Annotated in this window: 20 protein-coding genes and 3 pseudogenes; 11 read left to right on the top strand and 12 right to left on the bottom strand. The window is 73.3% G+C overall.

Annotated features, from left to right (window positions below; all coding sequences use genetic code 11):
• Positions 1-30 precede the first annotated feature (30 nt).
• The 4 genes from E4N62_RS42660 to E4N62_RS42675 are packed head-to-tail and all read left to right on the top strand — an operon-like array spanning position 31 to position 3,961.
• Positions 31-1,044, top strand: coding sequence for a zinc-dependent alcohol dehydrogenase (locus tag E4N62_RS42660; protein ID WP_230223508.1), 1,014 nt, complete (start codon positions 31-33; stop codon positions 1,042-1,044).
• Positions 1,045-1,083: 39 nt separating this feature from the next.
• The gene (locus E4N62_RS42665) at positions 1,084-2,199 is read left to right on the top strand and encodes an NAD(P) transhydrogenase subunit alpha (RefSeq protein ID WP_230223509.1); all 1,116 of its coding nucleotides are present in this window, start codon (positions 1,084-1,086) and stop codon (positions 2,197-2,199) included.
• Positions 2,196-2,537: an NAD(P) transhydrogenase subunit alpha gene (locus E4N62_RS42670; protein WP_230223510.1), complete on the top strand. Its 342-nt coding sequence runs from the start codon at positions 2,196-2,198 to the stop codon at positions 2,535-2,537. Before E4N62_RS42665 ends, E4N62_RS42670 begins: the two co-directional genes overlap by 4 nt.
• A 5-nt stretch (positions 2,538-2,542) precedes the next feature.
• Complete coding sequence (locus tag E4N62_RS42675; RefSeq protein ID WP_230223512.1) at positions 2,543-3,961, top strand: NAD(P)(+) transhydrogenase (Re/Si-specific) subunit beta; 1,419 nt, start codon at positions 2,543-2,545, stop codon at positions 3,959-3,961.
• 87 nt (positions 3,962-4,048) lie between these two features.
• On the opposite strand, the gene E4N62_RS42680 is transcribed toward E4N62_RS42675, so the two are convergent.
• Positions 4,049-6,007: a PAS domain S-box protein gene (locus tag E4N62_RS42680; protein ID WP_230223514.1), complete on the bottom strand. Its 1,959-nt coding sequence runs from the start codon at positions 6,005-6,007 to the stop codon at positions 4,049-4,051.
• 263 nt (positions 6,008-6,270) lie between these two features.
• On the opposite strand from E4N62_RS42680, the gene E4N62_RS42685 reads away from it, so the two are divergent.
• Complete coding sequence (locus E4N62_RS42685; protein ID WP_230223516.1) at positions 6,271-6,675, top strand: Hsp20/alpha crystallin family protein; 405 nt, start codon at positions 6,271-6,273, stop codon at positions 6,673-6,675.
• Positions 6,676-7,138: 463 nt separating this feature from the next.
• Here E4N62_RS42685 and E4N62_RS42690 read toward each other — a convergent pair whose 3' ends face one another.
• The 8 genes and pseudogenes from E4N62_RS42690 to E4N62_RS49040 form a co-directional block, all read right to left on the bottom strand.
• On the bottom strand, positions 7,139-7,651 hold the full coding sequence (locus tag E4N62_RS42690; RefSeq protein ID WP_230223518.1) for a universal stress protein: 513 nt from the start codon (positions 7,649-7,651) through the stop codon (positions 7,139-7,141).
• Between the two features lie 209 nt (positions 7,652-7,860).
• Complete coding sequence (locus E4N62_RS42695) at positions 7,861-8,121, bottom strand: DUF1876 domain-containing protein (protein WP_374117237.1); 261 nt, start codon at positions 8,119-8,121, stop codon at positions 7,861-7,863.
• Positions 8,122-8,222: 101 nt separating this feature from the next.
• Positions 8,223-8,675, bottom strand: coding sequence for an OsmC family protein (locus tag E4N62_RS42700; protein WP_230223519.1), 453 nt, complete (start codon positions 8,673-8,675; stop codon positions 8,223-8,225).
• A 557-nt stretch (positions 8,676-9,232) separates the two neighbouring features.
• The gene (locus tag E4N62_RS42705; protein ID WP_230223520.1) at positions 9,233-10,681 is read right to left on the bottom strand and encodes a phosphoribosyltransferase; all 1,449 of its coding nucleotides are present in this window, start codon (positions 10,679-10,681) and stop codon (positions 9,233-9,235) included.
• A gap of 1,320 nt (positions 10,682-12,001) precedes the next feature.
• Positions 12,002-13,177, bottom strand: a complete 1,176-nt coding sequence (locus tag E4N62_RS42715; RefSeq protein ID WP_230223521.1) for an ABC transporter permease — start codon at positions 13,175-13,177, stop codon at positions 12,002-12,004.
• The gene (locus tag E4N62_RS42720; protein ID WP_230223522.1) at positions 13,174-14,343 is read right to left on the bottom strand and encodes an ABC transporter permease; all 1,170 of its coding nucleotides are present in this window, start codon (positions 14,341-14,343) and stop codon (positions 13,174-13,176) included. Before E4N62_RS42720 ends, E4N62_RS42715 begins: the two co-directional genes overlap by 4 nt.
• Before the next feature lie 6 nt (positions 14,344-14,349).
• Entirely contained in the window at positions 14,350-15,288 is a 939-nt protein-coding gene (locus tag E4N62_RS42725; RefSeq protein WP_230223523.1) for an ABC transporter ATP-binding protein, read from the bottom strand.
• Between the two features lie 634 nt (positions 15,289-15,922).
• Positions 15,923-16,696: pseudogene (locus tag E4N62_RS49040) on the bottom strand (universal stress protein); the annotation flags it as partial.
• Between E4N62_RS49040 and E4N62_RS42735 the strand changes: the two are divergent.
• Positions 16,586-17,467, top strand: a complete 882-nt coding sequence (locus E4N62_RS42735; protein WP_230223525.1) for a universal stress protein — start codon at positions 16,586-16,588, stop codon at positions 17,465-17,467. The pseudogene E4N62_RS49040 and the gene E4N62_RS42735 sit on opposite strands and share 111 nt — an antisense overlap.
• Before the next feature lie 116 nt (positions 17,468-17,583).
• A pseudogene (locus tag E4N62_RS42740) lies at positions 17,584-17,676 on the top strand (cation-transporting P-type ATPase); the annotation flags it as partial.
• Here the strand turns inward: E4N62_RS42740 and E4N62_RS48385 are convergent.
• A complete protein-coding gene (locus E4N62_RS48385) occupies positions 17,637-17,771 on the bottom strand; it encodes a hypothetical protein (RefSeq protein ID WP_268270453.1) in 135 nt (44 codons plus the stop codon). The pseudogene E4N62_RS42740 and the gene E4N62_RS48385 sit on opposite strands and share 40 nt — an antisense overlap.
• A 92-nt stretch (positions 17,772-17,863) precedes the next feature.
• Between E4N62_RS48385 and E4N62_RS42745 the strand changes: the two genes are divergently transcribed.
• The 3 genes and pseudogenes from E4N62_RS42745 to E4N62_RS48390 all read left to right on the top strand — a co-directional run.
• Complete coding sequence (locus tag E4N62_RS42745) at positions 17,864-18,412, top strand: hypothetical protein (RefSeq protein ID WP_230223527.1); 549 nt, start codon at positions 17,864-17,866, stop codon at positions 18,410-18,412.
• The gene (locus E4N62_RS42750) at positions 18,312-19,109 is read left to right on the top strand and encodes an HAD-IC family P-type ATPase (RefSeq protein ID WP_308186276.1); all 798 of its coding nucleotides are present in this window, start codon (positions 18,312-18,314) and stop codon (positions 19,107-19,109) included. Before E4N62_RS42745 ends, E4N62_RS42750 begins: the two co-directional genes overlap by 101 nt.
• Before the next feature lie 2 nt (positions 19,110-19,111).
• A pseudogene (locus E4N62_RS48390) lies at positions 19,112-19,273 on the top strand (cation transporting ATPase C-terminal domain-containing protein); the annotation flags it as partial.
• A 184-nt stretch (positions 19,274-19,457) separates the two neighbouring features.
• On the opposite strand, the gene E4N62_RS42755 reads toward E4N62_RS48390, so the two are convergent.
• A complete protein-coding gene (locus tag E4N62_RS42755; protein ID WP_230223529.1) occupies positions 19,458-20,453 on the bottom strand; it encodes a hypothetical protein in 996 nt (331 codons plus the stop codon).
• 259 nt (positions 20,454-20,712) lie between these two features.
• Here E4N62_RS42755 and E4N62_RS42760 point away from each other — a divergent pair, with 259 nt between their 5' ends.
• The gene (locus tag E4N62_RS42760; protein ID WP_230223531.1) at positions 20,713-21,627 is read left to right on the top strand and encodes a universal stress protein; all 915 of its coding nucleotides are present in this window, start codon (positions 20,713-20,715) and stop codon (positions 21,625-21,627) included.
• Between the two features lie 117 nt (positions 21,628-21,744).
• Here E4N62_RS42760 and E4N62_RS42765 read toward each other — a convergent pair whose 3' ends face one another.
• Positions 21,745-22,212 carry a pyridoxamine 5'-phosphate oxidase family protein gene (locus tag E4N62_RS42765; protein ID WP_230223533.1) on the bottom strand — a complete coding sequence of 156 codons (468 nt, stop codon included), beginning with the start codon at positions 22,210-22,212 and terminating at the stop codon, positions 21,745-21,747.
• Positions 22,213-22,273 lie beyond the last annotated feature (61 nt).

Raw genomic sequence — 22,273 nt, forward strand, 5'->3', positions numbered from 1 at the left:
CGCAGTACAACGCTGGGAGAGGGAAAGATCATGAAGGCAGCGGTCGTCACCGACTTCGGCAAGCCCCTGGAGATCCAGGAACGTCCCGTCCCCGAGCCCGGCCCCGGTCAGGTGCTCGTCCGGATGGAGGCCTCGGGACTCTGCCACACCGACATCCACGCGGCCCACGGCGACTGGCCCGTCAAGCCGCGGCCCCCGTTCGTCCCGGGTCACGAAGGCATCGGCCCGGTCCACGCCGTCGGCGCGGGCGTACCGGCCGACCTGGTCGGCACACGCGTGGCCGTCCCTTGGCTCGGCTCGTCCTGCGGCACCTGCCGCTTCTGCGTCTCCGGCTGGGAGACCCTGTGCGAGAGCCAGGTCAACTCCGGCTACTCCGTGGACGGTTGCTACGCCGAGTACGCCGTCGCGGACGCGGGCGCCGTCGTCCGGGTCCCCGAGGGCGTGAGTTCGTTCGACGCGGCACCCCTGACCTGCGCGGGCGTCACCACGTACAAGGCCGTCAAGGTCGCGCACGTGGTCCCCGCCGAACGCGTCGCCGTCTTCGGCATCGGCGGACTCGGCCACCTCGCCGTCCAGTACGCCCGGCTCGTCGGAGGCTTCGTCACCGCCGTCGACCTGGAACCGGACAAGCTCGGCCTCGCCCACCGGCTCGGCGCCGACCACCTCGTCAACGCCCGTACGCACGACCCGGTCGAGGAGATCAGGAACGCGGGCGGCGCGGACGTGGCCGTCGTGCTCGCCGCCGCACCCAAGGCGTTCGAGCAGGCCTACCGGTCGCTCAACCGCGGTGGACGCCTGGTCATGGTCGCCCTGCCCGCCGACGACGCGGCGATCGACGTGCCGATCTTCGAGACCGTCCTCGGCGGGATCTCCGTCATCGGCTCCATCGTCGGCACCCGTCAGGACCTCAGCGAGGTGTTCGCCCTGCACGCCGCCGGACGCACCCAGGTCATCGCCGAGCCGCGCCGCCTGGACCAGGTCAACGACTCCTTCGACGAGGTGCTCGGCGGACGTGCCGAAGCACGGCTCGTCTTCCGGTTCTGAGGCCCGGGCACCCCGGACCACAGGGAGAGGCAGCAGATCATGGCCACCGTCATCGTGGGAGCCGTACGGGAACGAGCGCCCAGCGAACGTCGCGTCGCCCTCGTCCCCGAGGCCGTCACCCTGCTGCGCCGGGCCGGCATCGACGTTCTCGTCGAGACCGGTGCCGGCAGCGGCGCCTGGTTCACCGACGCCGAGTACGCCGAGGCGGGCGCGACCGTCGTGGTCCTGGGCGAACTGCTCGCAGCCGCGGACGTCGTCCTGTGCGTCGGGCCGCCCGACGCGGACGCCGCAGGGTTGCTCCACCCCGGCCAGACCCTCGTCGGCCTGCTCGAACCACTGCGCGACCCCGAGGTCGTCGCCGGGCTGACGGACCGCGGAGTGCACACGGTCAGCCTCGATCTGCTGCCGCGCACCCTCAGTCGCGCCCAGTCCATGGACGCGCTGACGTCCCAGGCGAGCGTCGCCGGCTACAAGGCGGCCCTGCTCGCCGCCGACGCCTACGACCGGTTCTTCCCGATGCTCACCACCGCCGCGGGCACCATGCGTCCCGCTCAGGTGATGGTCCTCGGCGCCGGTGTCGCCGGGCTCCAGGCGATCGCCACCGCCCGGCGCCTCGGCGCCGTCGTCACGGCGTACGACGTACGCCCCGCATCCCGAGGGGAGGTGGAATCCCTCGGCGCCCGGTTCCTCGACATCCGGAGCCCTCACCAAGCGGAATCGGGCGCCGGACAGGGGGGCTACGCACGGGAGCTGACCGAGAACGAGCAGCGGGCCCAACGCGAGGCGCTGGACGCGCACATCGCCCGCTCCGACGTCGTGATCACCACCGCCCAGGTCCCCGGACGCAAGCCCCCGCTGCTGGTGACCGGCACCGCACTGGCGGGCATGAAGCCGGGCTCGGTCGTCGTCGACCTCGCGGCGAGCGAACTCGGCGGGAACGTCGAGGGCTCCGAGCCCGACAAGACGGACGTGCGAGCGGGCGGGGTCACCGTCATCGGCGCCGGACGACTGCCGTCGGCGATGGCGACCGCCGCGTCCACGGCGTACGCCCGCAACCTCGTCGCGCTGCTTCGCCACCTCGTGCGCGACGGAGAACTCGTCCTCGACCCGACGGACGAGATCACCGGAGCCCTGATGGGAGGCGGAACATCATGAACGACCTCGATCTGCTTACCGCGATCACCGTGTTCGTGCTGAGCGTGCTGGTAGGTGTCGAAGTCATCAGCAAGGTCCCCGCGACCCTCCACACACCCCTGATGTCCGGCTCCAACGCCGTGCACGGGATCGTCGTCATCGGCGCCATGCTGATCGCCGCCGAGTCGCACGACTGGATCGGCTGGACGCTGGCCTTCGTGGCGATGGTGTTCGGTGCCATGAACGTCGTCGGCGGGTACGTCGTCACCGACCGGATGCTGGAGATGTTCAAGGCCAGGCCGGGCGTACCGAAGCCGGAGCGGTCCGCCACCGGCACACGTGAGAAGGCGGAGGTGTGAGCGGCATGGACACCGTCTCGAACGCCGTCCACTACATCTTCCTCGGCGCTGCCGCGTGCTTCGTGCTGGGTCTGCACCTGATGAACCATCCCCGCACCGCCCGCCGCGGCAACACCCTCTCCGCCATGGCCATGGCGGCGGCGATCGCGGCGACCGTCTGGCTGGTGGCGGACGAGGGCGTGATCGACCGCGCCGGCTGGCTCGTCCTGGGCACCGGCGGACTCGTCGGCGCGGCGCTCGGTCTGTGGGCCGCGCGTGAGGTGCGGATGACCGCGATGCCGCAACTGGTGAGTGTCTTCAACGCCGTCGGCGGTGGCGCCGCCGCCCTCATCGCGATCAACGATCTGCTCCAGGCCGACGACCCGGCCGCGATCGGCGCCCGGGTCGCGCTTCCCGGGGCGCTGGACATCGTCATCGGCGCGGTGACCTTCTCCGGATCCCTGATCGCCGCCGGCAAACTCCAGGGCGTCGTGTCCGGGGCGCCGGTGGTGTTTCCCGGGGCACGGCTGCTCAACGCGCTGCTGCCGGTCTCCTTCGTCGTCGGCACGGTCTGGCTGGTGCTCGCCCCGGACTCCCGCACGGCCCTGTACGGGCTGACGGCCGTGGCACTCCTGTTCGGCGTGACGATGGTGCTGCCGATCGGCGGCGCCGACATGCCGGTGGTCATCGCCCTGCTGAACGCCTTCACCGGGTCGGCGGTCGCGATGGCCGGCTTCGTGCTCGACGAGACCGCGCTCATCGTCGCCGGCATGCTCGTCAGCTCCTCCGGCGGCATCCTCACCAAGCTGATGGCCGACGCCATGAACCGGTCCGTCGCCAACGTCGTCGTGGGCGGCTTCGGTACGGGTGACAGCGCCCCGGCGACAGCCCCCGCGGGCGGGACACCCGCCCAGGTGCGGGCGGTCTTCGCCGACGACGTGGCCGTCCAGCTGGCGTACGCGAGCAAGGTCGTCCTCGTCCCGGGCTACGGACTGGCCGCCGCCCAGGCCCAGCACGAACTCGGCGACCTGGCACAGCTGTTGACCGACCACGGCATCGACGTCAGCTACGCCGTCCATCCGGTCGCGGGCCGTATGCCGGGCCATATGAACGTGCTCCTGGCGGAGGCGAACGTGCCCTACACGCAGCTGAAGGAGATGGAGGACATCAACCCGCAGTTCCCCCAGGCGGACGTGGCCCTGGTGGTCGGCGCCAACGACGTGACCAACCCGATGGCCCGCCGCCCCGGCAACGCCATCTCCGGAATGCCGATCCTCGATGTCGACAGGGCCAAGAGCGTCGTCGTCATCAAACGTTCCATGGGGCACGGCTACGCGGGCGTCGACAACGAGCTCTACACCGACCCCAGGACCGGCATGTTCTTCACCGACGCCAAGAAGGGACTGGCGCAACTGAAGTCGGCGGTAAGGGAGTTCGTCGCCTGAGAGGGAGGACGGGACCGGGGGGAGAGGTCCGGGGGAGAGCCGGAGGGCGAGGGAGCCCTCCGGCTCGGCCGGGTCCCGTCGGTGGTGTCACAACTTGAGCGTGAACCAGGTGGTCTTCCCGTCGTCCGTCGGGCGCACTCCCCAGCTCTCGGAGAGCGCGCGGACCAGATGCAGACCACGTCCCGACTCCTCGTCCTCCGCCGCGAGGCGCGGCTGGGGGAGGTGCGGGCTGTTGTCGCTGACCTCGACCGTCAGATCCGTGGCCGTACGGCACACCCGCAGCCCGACGGGGCCCTCGGCGTGCTGGACGGCGTTCGTCAGGGTCTCGGAGAGCAGCAGCAGCGCGTGGTCGGCCGGCGCGGCGCAGTCCCAGGAGGTGAGCGTCTTGGTGAGGAACGCCCGGCCCTCGGGCACCGAGGAGGGAACGGCCGGCAGATCGGTGGTGACGGACGCGAGCGGGGCGGCCGGCAGCTGGGCGAGGAGCAGCGTGACGTCGTCGTTGTGGCTCTCGGCGTCGGGCAGCAGCCGGGCGAGCACATGGTCGGCGGCCGCCTCCAGACACGAGTCCTGGACGAAGAACCCGTCGAGGGAGGAGACGAGTTCCCCGATGTGGTCGTCGATGTCGCTGCCGGGGGTCTCGACCAGGCCGTCCGTGTAGAGGACGAGCGTGGCCCCCGGCGGGATCTCCTCGCAGGACTGCTGGTAGAGGATGCCCCCGACGCCGAGGGGCGCGTTGACGGGTGTGGTGAGCCGGCGGACGTGGTCGCCGGGAGAGGCGATCAGCGTCGGCAGATGGCCGGCCGAACAGACGGTCACGGTGCCCGTGTCCGGCGCGATGACCAGGTAGCAGCAGGTCACGAGCTGGTCGGGGACGTCGAGGTCGGCGACGCAGGTGTCGAGGGCCTGCATCAGCTGACGCGGTTGCATACCGGTCTTGGCCAGCGCGTGCGCGGCGGATCGCAGCTGGCCCATCACGGCGGCGGCCTCCAAACCGCGGCCCATGACGTCTCCGATCAGCACGCCGACCCGGCCCGCGCCCAGCGGCACGAGGTCGAACCAGTCGCCGCCGACGCCGGCGCCCTGGGTGGCGGGTCGGTAGCGGCTCGCGGTGGCCAGCCCGGCGATCGCGGGCGGGGTCCCCATCAGGCTGCGCTGCAGGGTGAGCGCGATGTGCCGTTGCTGCTCGTACAGGGCGGTGAGTTCGGCCTCGGCTCGCTTGCGGTCACTGATGTCCCGCACGATGGCGCAGGCATCGACGACCGTGCCGTCGGTGTCCCTGGTCGGCCACAGCGTGACGTCGACGTCCAGCAGGGCCCCCGCCCGGGTGAGGCGCAGCGTCTCGAAGTGCTCCACCTTCTCGCCCTGCCGCAGCCGCTCCATGAGCGCGCTGATCTCGTGCCTGCGGTCCATCGGGGCGAGGAACGACATGTGGCGACCGATGGCCTGCTCGGCCGTGTAGCCGTACAACCGGTGGGCGGCCGCGTTCCAGTACGTGATCTGGCCGTCGAGGGTCTTGGCGAGGATCGCGTCCTGGGACGACTCGACGAGCGCGGCCAGCTCGTTGATGCGCCGCTCGGCGGCCTTGCGGTCGCTGACGTCACGGACGGCGGCGGACACCAGCAGTCCGTCCGCGGTCTCCAGCGGACTGAGGCTGATCTCGACCGGGAACTCCGTGCCGTCCCTCCGTAGCCCGTGCAGCTCCAGTCCGGCGCCCATCGGGCGCACCTGCCGGTTGGCGGCGTAACCGTCGCGGTGCCGGGTGTGGTGGTCACGGAAGCGGTGCGGGATGAGCAACTCGACCGGCCTGCCCAGCAGTTCCTCGCGCCGGTAGCCGAAGAGTGCCTCCGTCTGGGCGTTGACCAGCCGGATGGTTCCGGTGTCGTCGACGATGACCATGGCGTCCGGCGCGGCCTCCAGCAGCCCCCGGAAGCGCTCCTCGACCACGCTCGGTCCACCGCCGCCTTCCAGTCGCACAGCGCAGCGACCGCACTCCCGATCGGTGGTCCCGGCGCGTCGCGCCGACGCCACCGGGACGAAGTCGTTCATGTCCGTCCCACCCCGCCTTCCCTGACGATCCGGTCATCCCACTGCATCCGTGCCGGACGGGCCACTGTTTGTCATCAACTGTGCTTTTATCGAATGAATTTGCATGATTGGCGCCTCAAATGCCCGTCCTGCCGCGTTCGCTGTCCGAGAGAGCCAGGACACGTCGGAAGTCCAGGGCCGACAGGCTCCCTTCGGGACCGATCGGCTCACACGGGTGGATGCCCCGCGGAGAGACGCTGAAAGTGACGAGGAAGGAGGCAGACATGAGCGGCATGATCGAGCGGCTGCCCCTCTGGCCGGCACTGCCCGACCTGTTCGGCTGGGCCGAGACCGGCCTGACCGGGCCACACGGCATCCGTGTCGAGGAACACCTGGCGGACGGCAGGTACGTGGTGCGCGCCGAACTGCCGGGGATCACCCCCGAGAAGGACGTCGAGATCACGGTCACCGAGGGCATGCTGACCCTGCGGGCCGAGCGCCGTGAGGAGATCGCGGAGAAGCACCGCGCCGAGTTCCGCTACGGGACCTTCACCCGGTCCGTACGGCTCCCGGCCGGAGCCAGGGGCGACGAGGCGACCGCGGAGTACAAGGACGGCGTACTGACCGTCACGGTCCCGGTGCCGGAGACGAGGACGGCCACCCGGACGATCCAGGTGCGGGCTGCCTGACCGGGACGACTCCGGACCACACCACGGGCGCAGCCGATCACCTCCGGCTGCGCCCATGTCCGCTGTACACACTCGCGCGCGTGACCGCCCGGGCTCCGTAGGGCCCGCCCGACGAGCTTCGTCCGGCGTCGCCCGTACGGGAACGGGGCGGCCGGTCCCGGACGAAGGACCGGCCGGGACCGGTCCCGGCCGAACGTCGCAAGAACCGCCGCCCCGGTGCCGGCACGGCTCGCGGGCCGGGAAGGCACCGCGGCCGTCCGGGTGATGGCCGAGGGACGTACGAGAGCACCAGGGGGTCGACGGCCCTTCTGCCGGTCGTGGCCGCGGGTGTCACCCTCGTCCTGACCGTGCGGGCTCGACACGCTCGTCGTACGACCGCCGCGCGTGCGCGGGGGCCCGAGGCAATCTCCGCCGCCGACCGGGCGCCCGGGCGCAGGAACGACCACACCCCGCCGCCGTGCGCCTACGCGGCCCCACGTCCGGCGAAGGGCGGCGTCCCGGAGGGGTCCGGCGGTGAGGCGTGCCGTTCGGGGACGGGCACCGTGACGACCGGGACCGTGGCGTGCCGCAGACAGTCACGGGCGACCGCGCCGACAGCGGGGTGCCCGTACTCGTGGTGGTCGCCGCGCCCCAGTGCGAGCAGTTGCGCGCCGCGGGCGTGCTTCAGCAGGACCCGCGCGGGCGACCCCTCCACCACGACGGCGCGCACGGCGCCGTCGAAGCGCGGGCCGAGGGCCCGGCGGACTGTTCCCGCGAGCAACCGCGCGGCCCGAAGACGTTCCTCGGCGGCGTCCGGGTGGGCCGACGCCGGAGCGTAGGGGGCGAGCGCGGAGCCGGCGGTCTCCCAGGCGTGGACGGCGACGACGTCCGCGCGCTGGGCGTGGGCCTGCCGTACGGCCCACCGCAGCGCGGCCACGGACGCGTCGGATCCGTCGACGCCGACGACGATATGGTTCCCGGCGGTCGGGTCCGGCATGACGGCCTCCCTGGACGGTCTCTGGTCCCACCGTGCCACTCACCGACGCCGCGGGACGTGGGCCGGGGGACCCGTCCGGGCGGCTCAACGGCCCCTTGCCGCCCGGCCGCCCGGCGGGAGCGACTCCCTCACCCTGCCGTCGGGTGGCGACTGCTCCGGGGCGACCGCCTCGGAGGGCCCCGGCCGCCCCCCGGGCCCACGGTTCGCTCTCACGCCTGGACAGGGCCGGTGAGCTGAACGATGTCGTCGGACGCGACATCGTGGAGGCGGATGGCCAGGTCCTCCAGCGCACGGCTCGCGGCGAGTTCGTCGCCGATCTCCGGAATGGGGCGGTCGATCGGGTTGCGCCGGGCCACCCCCCTGCCGGTGAGGTGCGCGGTGTCCTGCGTGCCCAGGACGGCACGCGCGTGCGTCTCGTCACCCTCTTCGCTGATGTAGATCTGGACGGTCCACCGCTTGGCTTCCATCATGATCACTTCCGTCCCGCTCCTCGTGTTCCACTTCTCAGCGTGCGCCGGTCCCGAGGGTCGGTCCAGGGCCCGTCGGCCCCGGCCTTCGCGGAGCCGCGCGTTCAGGACTCCAGCTCCAGGCGGATCTCCGGAGGTTCACGCAACGTGTTGTGGACGGTGCAGTGGGAGGCGACGGCCAGCAGGGCGGCCCGCCGCTGCTCGGACAACACCGGCGGCAGACCGATGACGATGCGGACGGCGCCGACGCGGGCCGGCCGGTCGGGTGCCATGACGAATTCCGCGTGGACCCGCAGCCCGGCGTGGCTCAGGCCGTGCCTCCTGAGGTACCGGCCGGCGTAGAAGGCGACGCAGGTGGCCAGGGAGGCGGCGAAGAGTTCGGTCGGCGTCGGCGCGGTGTCCGTGCCGCCCGCCTCCGTGGGCTGGTCGACCATGATCCGGTGACCGCGGATGTCGACCGCGTACGCGTCCTGGTGGACATGGGTGACGTCGAGATGGTGCACCTGCGCCTCCGGGGCGCCGGGAGCGGTGGCCGTCTGTGCTGCGGTGCCGGTCATGACCGGACCTCCTCGTCGGGTGGACCTCGTCTCCCCTTCAGGGGACCGCGCGGGCAACGGTCCCGGAATGGGCCGAACGGGCGCGACCGGTGCCGTCCGTCCCTCTTCGCGACCACCGGCCGCGGGAGGCGCGGGCAGGCCCCCACCCTCTGGGGGGTGAGGGCCTGTGGGGACGTGCCCGCCGGGGGTGAGCCATTGCTCACGGGCACGCCGACCGACGATCCACGCGCGGCCACCGCCTCGCCCGAAAGCGGTCCCCGGCACGAAGGCCCTCCAGCGGAGGCGGGTGGCGGCAAGTCACCCGTGACGTTCGTGCCCGATTACAGTCTCGGCCCCTCGACGTCGCGGCCGCAGGGCCCACCGGCCCTGGTCCCGGGACGCTGGGCCCCTGCCGCCACGCCTCGACCGCGACGGGTGAACCGGGCCCGTACGTGGGGCTCTTGCCCGGGTGGGGTGACGGGCCCGGGTACGGGCTGCGGCTGCCGGGCGGGTGTCGTCCCGCCCCGCCGGGCGGCGACGGCAGCGGTCGGCTCGGCGGCGCGCGTGTCCAGCCGTGCTCAGGCCGGGCGGCGGTGTCCGGTGTCCGGCCTGGCGAGGTGGGTGGTGAACCAGTCGCGGGCCAGTTCGGCCGCCATGGCCAGGGTCCCCGGTTCCTCGAACAGATGGGTGGCGCCGGGCACGACGGCGAGCCGGTGTTCACAGCGGAGCCGGTCGGCGGCGAGACGGTTGAGGCTGAGCACCATGGAGTCCAGACTCCCCACGACGAAGAGGGTCGGGGCCCGCACCCGGGCCAGAGCCGCGGGGGTCGCCAGGTCGGGGCGCCCGCCCCGGGAGACGATCGCGCGGATGTCGGCCCCCGGCGCGGCGGCGGCCTCCAGGGCGGCCGCGGCTCCGGTGCTGGCACCGAAAAAGGCCACCGGCAGCCCGGTTCCCGCATGCAGCCAGGTGGCGGCGGCGTGCAGCCGGTCGGCCAGCAGTGCGACGTCGAAGACATTGCGGCGGTCGCCCTCCTCCTCCGCCGTGAGCAGATCGAGCAGCAGGGTGCCCAGGCCCGCCCGGTCGAGGACGTCGGCGACGTACCGATTGCGCGGACTGTGCCTGCCGCTGCCGCTGCCGTGCGCGAAGACGACCACCACCGGGGCCGCGTCGGGCAGCACCAGCCGCGCGGGCAGCCGTACGTGTCCGGCGGGCACCCGCACCTCGCGGACCACGGGCCCTTGCGACCGCCGGGCCGGGCGGGCCGGGGACGGGCGCCGGGACAGGCCCGTGGACCTCACCCCGGCCCCGGCCCGGCCCACCGGGACATCCGTCCGTCGGCCCGGACGCGACGGTTCGAACAGGACAGCGCCGGGGGCGGGAGGCGGCGTCTGGGTCGGGGTGGCACGGGTGAGGAGATCGATCACCTCGGAGTCGCGCGTCTGCGTGAAGTCGCGGTACCACGCGCCGACCGAGCCCAGGTCTGCCACCGTCTCCAGGCAGACGACGTGATCGGTCACCGCGCTCAGCCGGGCGACGGCCTCCACCGATCCCACCGGGACGGCGAGGACGACCCGCGTCGCGCCCTGGCCCCGCACCACCCGGCAGGCCGCCTCGGCCGTGGCGCCGGTGGCCAGCCCGTCGTCCACGACCAGCGCGGTGCAACCCGCCAGGGACACACGGGCACGCCCGGACCGGTAACGGGCCACACGCCGCTCCAGCTCCGCCCGTTCGGCGCGCTCGACGTCGGCCAGCCCCTCGTCCCGCAGCCCGCAGCTGTCGATCACGTCCTGGTTGAGGACACGGACCCCGTGCTCGCCGATGGCGCCGAAGGCCAGCTCCGGCTGCCACGGCACCCCCAGCTTGCGCACCACCAGCACGTCCAGCGGTGCCTCCAGTGCTCCGGCCACCTCGTACGCGACCGGTACGCCGCCCCGAGGCAGTCCCAGGACCACGACGTCCTCGTCGCGCAGATGCCCGAGACGTCGGGCCAGTCGGCGTCCGGCGTCCGTACGGTCGTCGAAGGGCATACGCCACCTCCTCGTGCGCCCACCGCGACGAAGCGGGGGAGTCGGTGTCGGAAGAAAGGCGCCTCCTGTCGTTCCCCCCATTGCACCGCGTCGTGGCGCGAGCGCGCGAGGGGCCTTCGGCCCAGGTGAGGGCCGGACGGTCCCTCGCGGTTCCGGCGCCACCGCCGCAGACTTTTCATGGGCCGCGAATTTTTCAACGCGCCGCAGACTTTTCGTGGAGCGGATACCGGACTGTCTCGCCGGGAGGTTGCGATGACCACGCGAGAGCTGGACACGAAGACGGTGACCGATCTCGTGGCCGACGCCACGGCCGCCCCGTCCATGCACAACGCGCAGCCCTGGCGCTTCCACTTCGTGACCGACGAGCGCGTCCTGCTGCTGCGCGCCGACCTCGACCGGGCCATGCGCCGCACCGACCCCACCCATCGGGCACTGCACATCGGATGCGGGGCGGCGCTGTTCAACCTCCGCGTCGCCGCGGCGCACGCGGGCCTGTCCCCGCTGGTCCGGCTGCTGCCCGACCCGGGCGACCCCCGGCTGCTGGCCGCCGTCCAGCTGGCCGCCGCGCACCCGGCGGACCACAGGGGGCCGACAGCGGACGAGCGGGATCTGGCCCGGCTGTACCCCGCCATCCGCCGGCGGCACACCAGCCGCTACCCCTTCGACGACCGGGACGTCCCCGAGGACGTGCGGTCGCGGCTGCGGGTGGCCGCCGCCAGGGAGGACGCCGAGCTCACGTTCCCCGGTGCCTGGCACCTCGACACCGTCCTGGAGCTGGTCCGGGACGCCGAGAGCCGCGACATCCTGGACCCCGGAGGCCGCGAGGACCTGGAGCGCTGGACCCGGCTCGGCCCCGAGGCCGACATCGCCACCGACGGCGTACCCGAGTACGCGTTCGGCCCGCGCCGCCGGGACGGCCGGGCACCGCTGCGTGACTTCGCGGGGCGACGGCCGGTGGCCGACCGCGGCAGCACCGCCTTCGAGAGCAGCCCCCACCTGGCCCTGCTGTACACCCGCGGTGACGGGCTCCTCGACTGGCTGCGCGCCGGGCAGGCGCTGGAACACGTCCTGCTGGAGGCCACGACAGCCGGACTGGCCGGCGCGCTGACCTCCCACCCGCTGGAGAACGACGACCTGCGCACCCTCGCCCGCGACCCGGTCTCCGGGCGGGGGTACGTCCAGATGGTGCTGCGTCTCGGCTACGGCCCGCACGGCCCGCCGCCCCGTCCGGGACGTCCTCGACATCACTTGAGGGTGCCGCCCCCTCGCCCGACCGGCTGCCCGGCCCGCGAGGCCGGCCCTGCGGGGGCCCTGTGCCGGTCAGGTCCCCGCGCCCGTCGTCAGCCGGTGCCGCAGGGCCAGCGCCGCCAGGACCAGCAGGGCGGTCGCGAACGCCGCGAGGACGGCGAGTTCGGGCAGGATCGCCGACAGGTCGCCCGCCCGGGAGAGCACGGTGGTCCACGCGTCGACGGCCCAGGCCTGCGGCACGGCGTGGCCCACGGTGCGCAGCCAGTCGGGCACGAAGGCCAGGGGCCACATGCAGCCGCCCAGCATGCCCATCCCGATGCCGAAGGCCGGGCCGATCGCGTGCACCTGCTCCGGGGTCCGGAACAGGGCACCGACCAACAGAGCGGAGCCCGTGCCGACCAGCGCCCACACCGTGACAAGAGCTCCGGCGGCCACCGGATCGCCCCAGGCGACGTCGAAGGCGAGCGCGCCGACGGTGACGATCAACAGGGACTGCGCCAGCGCCAGCAGCAGATGGGCGAGGGTCTCGCCGGCGACCAGCGTGCGGGCGGAGACCGGGGCGGCCAGGGCGCGGGCGTACACACCCGTGCGACGGGTCTGCACGATGGTCGCCCCGCCTCCCAGGGCGTTGATGAACACGAACAACACCAGCATGGTCGGGGTGCTGTAGCCGTAGCCGAGCGGCAGGAAGTCGCTGTGGCCGTCGACGGTCTCGCCGCGTACGACGATCGGGGACGCGGCCTGCTCGGCGCCACGGGCGAGAGCGAGGGCGTCGTCGAAGGAGCCCTGGGTCTCGTCGGCGGCGAACCGGGCTGCCTGCAGACGAGCGGCGTGCCCGGCGACGACGGCCGACACCGAGGACACGGCCCCGTGCCCGGCACTGCCCGAGGGCTCCACCAGCACCCGCACGGTCACCGGCCGCCCGGCGCGCACGTCCCTGTCGAGACCGTCCGGTATCACGACGACCGCGTCCAGCTCCGAGCGCCGCAGCGCGGTGCGCGCGTCGTCCGGACTGTCGTAACCAAGGGTGCGCAGCCCGGGAGCCTCCCGCAGCTCCGACACCAACTCGCCTGCCACGGGGCCGGTTCGGTGGGCCGGGACGAGCCCGACCCGGAACCGGTCGAACCCGCTGACGGTGACCCCGATGAGCACGATGACGGCGACCGGCAGCAGCACCATGAAGAACAGCGCGGTGCGGTCGCGCAACATGCGCGTGAGGGTGGCCCCGGTCACGGCGAGTGCGGTCATGGCGTTCTCCTCAGCCACAGGATCAGCGTGGTCGTCGCGGCCACGGCCAGAGAGAACACCGCGATGCCGAGCAGCGGGGCACCGACCGCGTCCCAGCCGCGTACTCCGGTGCCCAGGTCGGTGAAGCCGCGCAGTGCCCAGCCGTTGGGCGTGAAGAGGGCGAGGATACGGATCGTCGGCGTGGTGTTCGCGGCGAACACGAAGTTCCCACCGAGCAGGACGAGGGCGAAGACCAGGATCGAGGCGAATCCCTGCGCCTGCTGCTCGGTCCGGACGAGCGAGATGACCAGGGCGGTCAGACACACCACGCACACCGCCATCGCCACACTGAGCGCGGCGACCCCCACCGGATCGGCCCACCGCGCGTCGAAGGCGAGCCAGGACACCAGGGTCACGGTGGTGAGCCCGGCCAGACTGTAGACGAACGTCGACAACGACTTGCCGAGCAGCAGGGCACCGCGCCCGACCGGCGCGGCGGCGATCCGGTCGAGGGTCCCCTGCTGACGCTCGACGAAGTAGCCGCGAGCGCCGAAGCCGACGCAGAACAGCACGAAGAACATGCCCATACTGGGTCCGAAGTAGCTGATCACCTTCAGCGGATCACCGCTCAGCCCTTGTGCCCCGACCTCCTCGGGCAGCCGCAGCAGGGCCGCTCTGGCGGCCAGTTCGGGCACGTCGGCCTCCGGGGCGCCCGCGGCGACGGCGGTGGCCACCGAGAGCCGGTCCGCGTTGACCTGGGCGACGTACGACTCGGTGACCGCGCGCGCGAGCTGGGCCTGGAGGCCGTGGTCGACGCTGCCCAGGACCCTGACCGGCGCCGCGCCGTCGCCGTGCGGCGACTGGCTGAACCCCGCCGGCACGACGATCGCGGCATGCACGTCCCCCGCGTCGACGGCCCCGCGTGCCGCGCGCTCGGTGTCGTACGACCGCACCTGGACGGTGCCTTCCAGCTCAGGGCTCCGCAGCACCTGGGTGAGGCCCGTGGCGGCGGGGCCCCGGTCCAGGTCGACGACCCCGATCTCCGCGCGGAACTCGCCGCTGTTCCCGAACGCCAGGGCCATCAGGGCCGAGATCAGGACCGGCGCCAGGAAGACGATGACCCACGCCGAACGGTCCCGCAGGCGCTGCCTGAGGTCCTTGGCCGCGATGGCGATCACCACACGCACGGCGGCTCACTCCCTCAGCGCGGTGCCCGTGAGATGGAGGAACACCGCCTCCAGGTCCGGTTCGTCGATCTCCACGCCGCGGATGTCGACGGCCAGGTCGTGGGCGAGGTCGTGGAGTTGCGGGAGCAGGCTGCGAGCGTCCTTGACGACCAGTTCGAGCACGTCGCCGCGGCGTGCCGCGCCCTCGACGCGGGAGAGCCGGCGGCAGGCGTCCGTGTACCCGACCAGGTCCCCGACGGCCGTCAGCCGCACTCGGTCGCGCTCGGCCACCAGCGCCACCAGTTCGCGCGGTGTGCCCTCGGCGACCAGGCGGCCCCGGTCGATGACGCCGACGCGGTCGCAGAGCCGTTCCGCCTCCTCCATGTAGTGCGTGGTGTAGAGGACGGCCATGCCCTCCTCGCCGAAACGGTGGACGCTCTCGAGGATCGCGTGGCGAGACTGCGGGTCGACCCCGACCGTCGGCTCGTCCAGCACCAGGAGCGTCGGCGCGTGCACCAGACCGGCGCCGATGTTGAGCCGTCGGCGCATGCCGCCGGACAGCGAGTCGACGCGGTCGCCGGCCCGGTCGCCCAGTTCCACGAGGTCGAGGACCCTGTCCACCCGCCGGTCCAGCAGCCCGCGCCGCAGACCGTACAGCCGGCCGAAGAAGCGGAGGTTCTCACGGACGCTGAGGTCCGGGTACAGCGCCACGTCCTGCGGGACGAAACCGATGAGCCGCTTTGCCGGTCCCGCGGCCGTCGTCATCGGCCGGCCGGCCACCCGCACGGTTCCGGCATCGGGCCGCAGCAGTCCGCAGACCATCCTGATCGTGGTGGTCTTGCCCGCGCCGTTCGGCCCGAGCAGACCGTACGTCTCGCCGGGCGCGATCCGCAGGCCGACGTCGTCGACGGCCGTGCGGTCCCCGAACCGGCGGACCAGATGGGCGCATTCGAGCACGGCGTTCATGGCATCCCCTCGACAGGTGTGGACTTCCCGGCGGACTTTCCGGCGGACGCGACGGCCGCCGACAGGGACGGACGCCCTGCCGGCCGCGGACCTCAGTCGTGCGGGACGACCGCGACCGGGGTCGGCACATGGTGCAGCGCCGCGTGCGCGACCGGACCGAGCCGCCAGGTGAGGGGCCCGGGTGCTGCCGGCGTCCCACGACCAGGAGCCGGCCGTGCCCCGTGGTCGTCAGCACCTGGGAAGGGCGGCCGGTGACGACCTCCTCGGTGACGGAGACCTCGGGGAACTTCCGCCGCCAGGGCGCCACCGCGGCGGCCAGGCGGGCCTGTTCCCGCGCCCCGGCCACCGAGTCGCCGTGCGCCGCGGTGTGCGGTGCGTGCGGGCGGGGCCACAGCGTGGCCCTGGGCACAGCCCGCAGCACACGCACGGGCGTTCTGCCGGACGCGGCCTCGGCGAAGGCGAACTCCGGCAGAGGGTCGGCTGCGGGCCCCGGCTCCCGCACGCCGACCACGACCTCGTCCCGATCCGCGGCCGCCGGGTGCGCCCAGCCGTTCTCGACGGCCGGGTCACCGGCCCGTACGGCCACGGCCGGGCAGCGCGCGAGTCCCAGCACGTGCAGGCTGACGGAGCCCAGCAGGAAACCTCCCACGGAGCCGTGACCGCGGGTGCCGAGCGCGAGCAGGGAGGCGTCCTTGCCGCGCTCCACGAGTTCCCGCGCGGCCGGGGCCGACACGAGATCCGTGCTGAGCTCCAGATCGCCGTGACGGTGCAGCAGTTCGGCCGCGGTCCGGTGCAGGATCTCGCGGCCGTACCGCTCCTTGCTGCGGGCCTCCTGCGGGACCGTCCGCACGTCCAGCGGCTGGGTGGTCCACGAGTGGAGCAGTACGACGGGCAACCGCCGCAGCGTCGCCTCGCGCGCGGCCCACCAGGCGGCCGTGACGCCGGCGGGGGTGCCGTCGAGCCCGACGATGACGGGGCCGGCCATGGCGCACCTCCGGGGTGACCTGCGGGCGTCGCCGCGGCCACCGCGACATCGGTCCGCCCCGCTGAAGTCGTCACTCAGTGTGTTCGCGGGAAGGCGGCGGGGCGAGGGCCGGACGGGACGTACCCCGGGGCCGTCCGGCCCAGTGCGGGATGGGGTCGGCGGGGAGAGGCTGAGGTACGAAGGAACGGTGCGGGGCGGCCGGGCCACGCGGTCCGGCCGCACAGCGCTGCCCTCACTCGTCCGTCTGACTCGGCGCTCCGGCCGGTGTGCGCGTCCGCGCCCCGGACCGGGCCGAGAGAGAGGAGAGCCGCGATGAGTGCTCCCGTCGTCGTCGGAGTGGACGGCTCGCCGTCCGGCCTGGCCGCCGTGGAGACCGCCGCGCGCGAGGCCGGTGCGCGCGGGATCGGCCTGCGGCTGGTCCATGCCTTCGGATGGCCGGGCGCCCGTGTGCCGCCCGGTGCGCCGCCCTGGAATCCGGCCGGGGCCGGCCTGCGCGAGATGGTGGACGGGACCATGGCGGAGGCCGAGCGGCGGGCCGGCACCGTGGCGCCCGGTGTGGAGATCAGCCGTGAGGTCGTCGCCGGCGAACCGATCATGGTGCTGGAGATCGAGTCGCGCACCGCGGCGCTGGTGGTGGTGGGCAGCCGGGGACTGAGTGCCTTCGCGGCCCTGCTGCTCGGCTCGACCTCCGCGCACCTGGCCGCCCACGCCGACTGCCCGGTCATGGTGGTGCGCGGCACCCCGCATCCGGAGGATCCCGTGCTGCTGGCCGTCGACGGCTCCCCGGCGGCCGAGGGCGCCGTCGAGTTCGCCTTCGCCGAGGCCTCGATGCGCGGCACGGACCTGGTCGCTCTGCACGTGTGGAACACCCGGACGGAACGGGTCTACGACGGTGCCGCCGACCCGCCCTTCGTGACGTACGACGAGGACCGGCTCCGCGACGAGGAGGAGCGCCTGTGCGCCGAGTCGCTGTCGGGGATGCGCGAGAGGCACCCGGAGGTGACCCTGCACCGTCGGCTGGTCAGGGGGCGGGTACGGGCGTCGCTGATCGAGGCGAGCGCCGAGGCCCAGCTCCTCGTGGTCGGGGCACGCGGGAGGGGAGGCTTCACGGGGCTGCGTCTGGGGTCGGTGAGCCAGGCCGTGCTGCACCACGCGCACTGCCCTGTCGCCGTCGTCCGCTCGGCGAAGGAGTGACGGGTGGACGTACCGACGTCACGGGCCCCGGACGGCCCCGGCCCACCCACCGGGTGCGGGACGCCCATCGGCTGCCGCCCGCGCTGGTGGCGGACCGGGCGGGTGTCGATCCGGCCGTGGGGCTGAGTGCCCGGGAGGCCGCCGAGCGGGCGGCCGAGTACGGTCCCAATCAGCTTGCCGAACCGGCCCGGCGGCCGGAGTGGCTGAAGTTCCTCGACCAGTTCCGCAACTGGCTCATCGGCATTCTGCTGATCGCCGCCGTGGTGGCCGAAGCCATCGGCGACGTCAAGGACGCGGTGGTCATCACCGTCGTCCTCCAGATCAACGCCGTGCTCGGCTATCTCCAGGAGCGGCGCGCCGAACGGAGTCTCGAAGCCCTGCGCCGCATGCTCGTGCGTGCCCTCCGGGAGGGTCCGAGCGGCGGTGCTGCCCTTCGCGCTGTGCAACGACGCCCGTCTGACCGGAGAGGGCTTTCTCGGCGACCCGACGGAGGCCGCGCTGGTCGTGCTCGCGGCCAAGGAAGGTGTCGACGCCGACCAGGAACGTCGCGACCGGCCGCGCGTCGGCGAGGTGCCCTTCGACGCGACCACCAAGTACATGGCGACCTTCCACTCCGAACCCGACGGCCGTACTCGTGTCCACGTCAAAGGCGCGGTGGACGTGCTGCTCGGACTGTGCGTCCGGGTGCGGACCGAGGACGGGGTGCGCGACCTCGACGAGCCGCGCCGGGACGAGATCCTCGGCGTGATGGCGCGACTGGGCGGCGAAGGACTGCGGGTTCGGCGCGGCCACCGCCGTGACCGACCATGTGCCGGAACCCGGCGGACTGCCCGCCCTCACCCTGGTGTCCGTCGCGGGCATCGCCGACCCGCCCCGCCCGCAGGCGCGGGAGGCCGTCCACCTGTGCCGCACCGCCGGCGTCCAGGTCAAGATGATCACCGGTGACCACGCGGACACCGCGGCCGCCATCGCGCGTGAACTGGACATCGGCGGCGGGGTCGTCACCGGTGCGGAGCTGGACGCGACGACGGGGGAAGGGCTCGCCGCCCGCATCGAGGGCATCGGGGTGTTCGCCAGGGTCGCTCCCGAGCACAAGGTCGCGATCGTACGGGCGCTGGCGAGCCGGGGGCACATCGTCGCCATGACCGGGGACGGGGTGAACGACGCGGCCGCCCTGCGGGCCGCCCACATCGGCGTGGCCATGGGCGTCACCGGCACGGACGTGGCCAAGGAAGCCGCCGACATGGTCCTCACCGACGACGACTTCTCCACCATCGTGCGGGCCGTCCGCGAAGGACGGGCCATCTACGCCAACATCGTCAAGTTCGTCCGCTTCCAACTGGCCACCAACATCGGCGCGATCCTGACCCTCCTCAGCGCCACACTCGCCGGACTGCCCTCCCCGCTCACGGCGGCCCAGCTGCTGTGGATCAACATCATCATGGACGGGCCCCCGGCGATGGCCCTGGCCGTCGACCCCGCGCGCGACGACGTCATGCGACACCCGCCGCGCGACCCGGGCGAGCGGATCCTGGACCTCCGCCGCCTCCTCGCCGTCGGGCGGGCCGGTGCGGTGATGTCCGTCGGCACGGTGACCCTGCTTGCCCTGGCCCGTCCCCGTGTCGCACGGACACCGCGCTGACCATGGCGTTCACCACGTTCGTACTGTTCCAGCTGTTCAACGCGCTCGGCGCCCGCGCGGACGACGGTCCGCTCCTGGGTCGCCATCAGTTCCGCAACCGCGCGCTCTGGCTCTGCCTGGCCGGCGTCCTCGCCGTCCAGGTCCTCGCCGTCCACCTCCCCTGGGGGCGCACCGTCTTCGGCACCGTGCCCCTGACCGCGGCCGAGTGGGCCGTGTGCGCGCTCACGCGTCCACCGTGCTCCTGGCCGAACTGGCCGAACTGGCCGTCCGCGGAGCGCGATCGACGCTGCGACGACCCTGACGACCCTCGACCCGTGCGGCCGGCCCGACGGGAGTATCGGGCCCGGCTCACCGGGACAGGGGCAGCACGCTCTCGTCCATTGCCTGCCCCGCCGACCGCCGCGGTGAGGCGGGGCCTTCCGGCCCGTAGCCCAGGCGGATCACCATCTGGGCATGGGCGCGGTGGTCCTCCTCCGGCGGGACGAGCCGCTCGCGCAGGTCCGGCCATTCCAGGGCCTGGTGCAGCAGGGAGGCCCGCAGCCCGCGGGCGGTGGCCACCAGCAGGACGCGTTCGAGGGCCTGTCCGGCACGCAGCCAGTCGGCCCTGCGGTCGTGCGCGGTGAACAGCACGTTGATCGACGGCCGCGACTCGAAGGGCCGGCTGGCCAGTGCGGAGGGGTGCCGGTGGGCGCCGAAGTCCCGCAGGGGGACCCGCTCGCGGAAGTCCTGCGGACCCACCGTCGCCGGCGGCATGCCCAGCGACCCCGCGTTGGGTTCGTGCACCCAACGACGGCTCTCCGCGGCCCTGTCGGCGTCGGCGGTGTTGCGGTGTTCGGCGTCACGGGTGAGCCGCAGCAGACGGTCCGTGGCGCGTGGCCCGGGACGCCTGAGCAGGGCCCCCTCGCCGTGGGCGGCCTCGGCCAGCTCCGCGGCCACCGGGGTGGGCACGGGCACGTCGGAGAAGGGGAACCGGCTGCTGTGTCGGCGCCACAGCGCCTCGAACAACCCGGGAAACGGCGTGGTCCGCACCGGGCCGCCGAACCGTACGGTGGCGAGCAGGTCCGGCTCGTCGGGCCGGGGCAGCAGCCGGGTCACCGGCTCCCGGCCGAAGTGGGCCACCGCCACCCTGAGGTTGAGGACGGCGCATCCGACGGAGAGGTGCAGGGCGCGGCCCGTGGGGTCGATGTGGCGCAGGCCGCGATCCGCCACGGCGCGGATCTCCAGCGTCACCGTGTCCGGATCGAGCCGGAAACGCCAGGGCTGGGTGTTGTGGATGGAGGGCGCGGCCACGGCCGCCGAGATCAGTGTCTCCAGCGTCCGGGCGTCGAGGGTCTCGGACCACATCAGAAACTCCTCCCCGTCCCGCGTACGCGGAGCCGGTGGGCCTTGGAGGCGGACCCTGCCCAGTGTGGTGGCCCCACGCCGGGCGCGGCATGGGCCGTACGGTCCCGTCCCCCGCCGGTCGGCCCGGGTCCGTCGCCTCCGCGCGGCAGTTGGGGCCGAAGGGCCCGGCGAAAGGACTGTGCGGCCCCCTGCGCGCGCGACAGTCCTCCACGAGGCTGCACACAGGAGCAGTCGGGCCCGAGCGCAGGAGGCGCGCACCATGCAGCGACACGTGACCGTCGGAGTCGACGAATCGACCGAGAGCCTCGCCGCGGCCCACTGGGCGGCCAGGGAAGCCCTGCGCCGGGGCGCCGAGTTGAGGCTCGTGCACACCTGGGCGTGGCACCCCCGTCCGCCCGCCTCCGTTCCGGCCGACCTCAGTGAGCGCCGCTGGGCCGAACAGACGCTGGACCGGGCGGTCGTCAGCGTGCGGTCCGCACACCCCGGACTGCGGCTCGTCGACCGGCTCGTCGCGGACTCCCCGGTGGACACGTTGCTGGAGGAGGCCGACAAGGCGGAACTGCTGGTGCTCGGCTCCCGTGGACTGGGCGCGGTCACGGGGTTCGTCGTCGGCTCGGTCTCACAGCGTCTGGTCGCCAGGTCGCCCAGTCCCGTGGTGCTCGTCCGGGCCCGGCAGACCCTCGCCGGCGAACACCTCCCGGCCCCGGACGGCATCTCGCCCGAGGAGATACCGGAGACTCCCTACCGGGACGTGGTCCTCGGGCTGGACACCTCGCGTCCCTGCGACGAACTCGTCGAGTTCGCCTTCGCCGCGGCCGCCCGGCGTGACGCCCGGCTCCGCGTGCTCCACGCGTACCGGGTTCCCGCGGCCCACACGGCGGACGACACCTCCGCACCGACACCGGCGCCCGAGCTGCTCGCGGCGCGGGAGCGTGCCGTCGTGGCGACGCTGCGCCCCTGGTGCGACAAGTTCCCCGGGGTTCCCGTCGTGGTGGGCGTCGTGCGGGAACGGGCCGCCACCGCGCTCGTACAGGCCGCGACCGGGGCCGGTCTGGTCGTCGTGGGACGCCGGATCCGGGACACCCGTCTCGGGATCGGTCCGCAGGTCGGTCCGGTCACCCACGCGGTGCTGCACCACGCCGGCTGCCCCGTGGCCGTCGTCCCGCACCCCTGAGCCGATCCGGCCTTGCGCCGACCTGACGCCTGAGACGACCATGTACCGGTCCCGACCGGGGCCCCGGTTCCAACCGGTCTCCCGGTCGGCCTCAGGCGTCGGTCCGAGGCGTCGGTCTCAGCGTCGGTCCGAGGCGTCGGCCTCGACGGCCGTGAGGCGGATGCCGGTGACCAGATCCGGGCGGATACGGACCGCGTGGTCCATGGTTCCGCTCACCCAGGGCCGCAGCATCGCCTGGTAGCGGGCCAGCTCCTCGGGATCGGTGACCGGGCGCGCGTAGCCGGTGACGACCACGCTCCAGCCCAGGTGCGTCTCCGGATCGATGGCGTCGGCCTCGTACGCCACCACGACGCCCAGGTCGTCCGCCTCCTGGGCCCGCGCGGTCAGTGCCGTGCCCTCATGGGTGCGGATGACGATGTCGCCGTTGTCCAGCACATGGTTGACGGGACGGACGGTCGGCAGCGCGTGCCGGGTGAAGACGATCCGTCCGAAGGACACACTGCCGAGCAGCCGCAGTGCCTCGTGGCTGTCGAGGTCGACTGACCTCCGGGGCTTGGCGGCTCCGTTGGGTTTGCTGATCGGCATAGTGGTCTTCCGCGCGGGTGGGTGTGCGTGCTGACGGCATTCGGCACGAGCGGCCTCCATG

It is taken from the genome of Streptomyces sp. MNU76, assembly GCF_020982545.1.
Classification (GTDB): Bacteria; Actinomycetota; Actinomycetes; order Streptomycetales; family Streptomycetaceae; genus Streptomyces.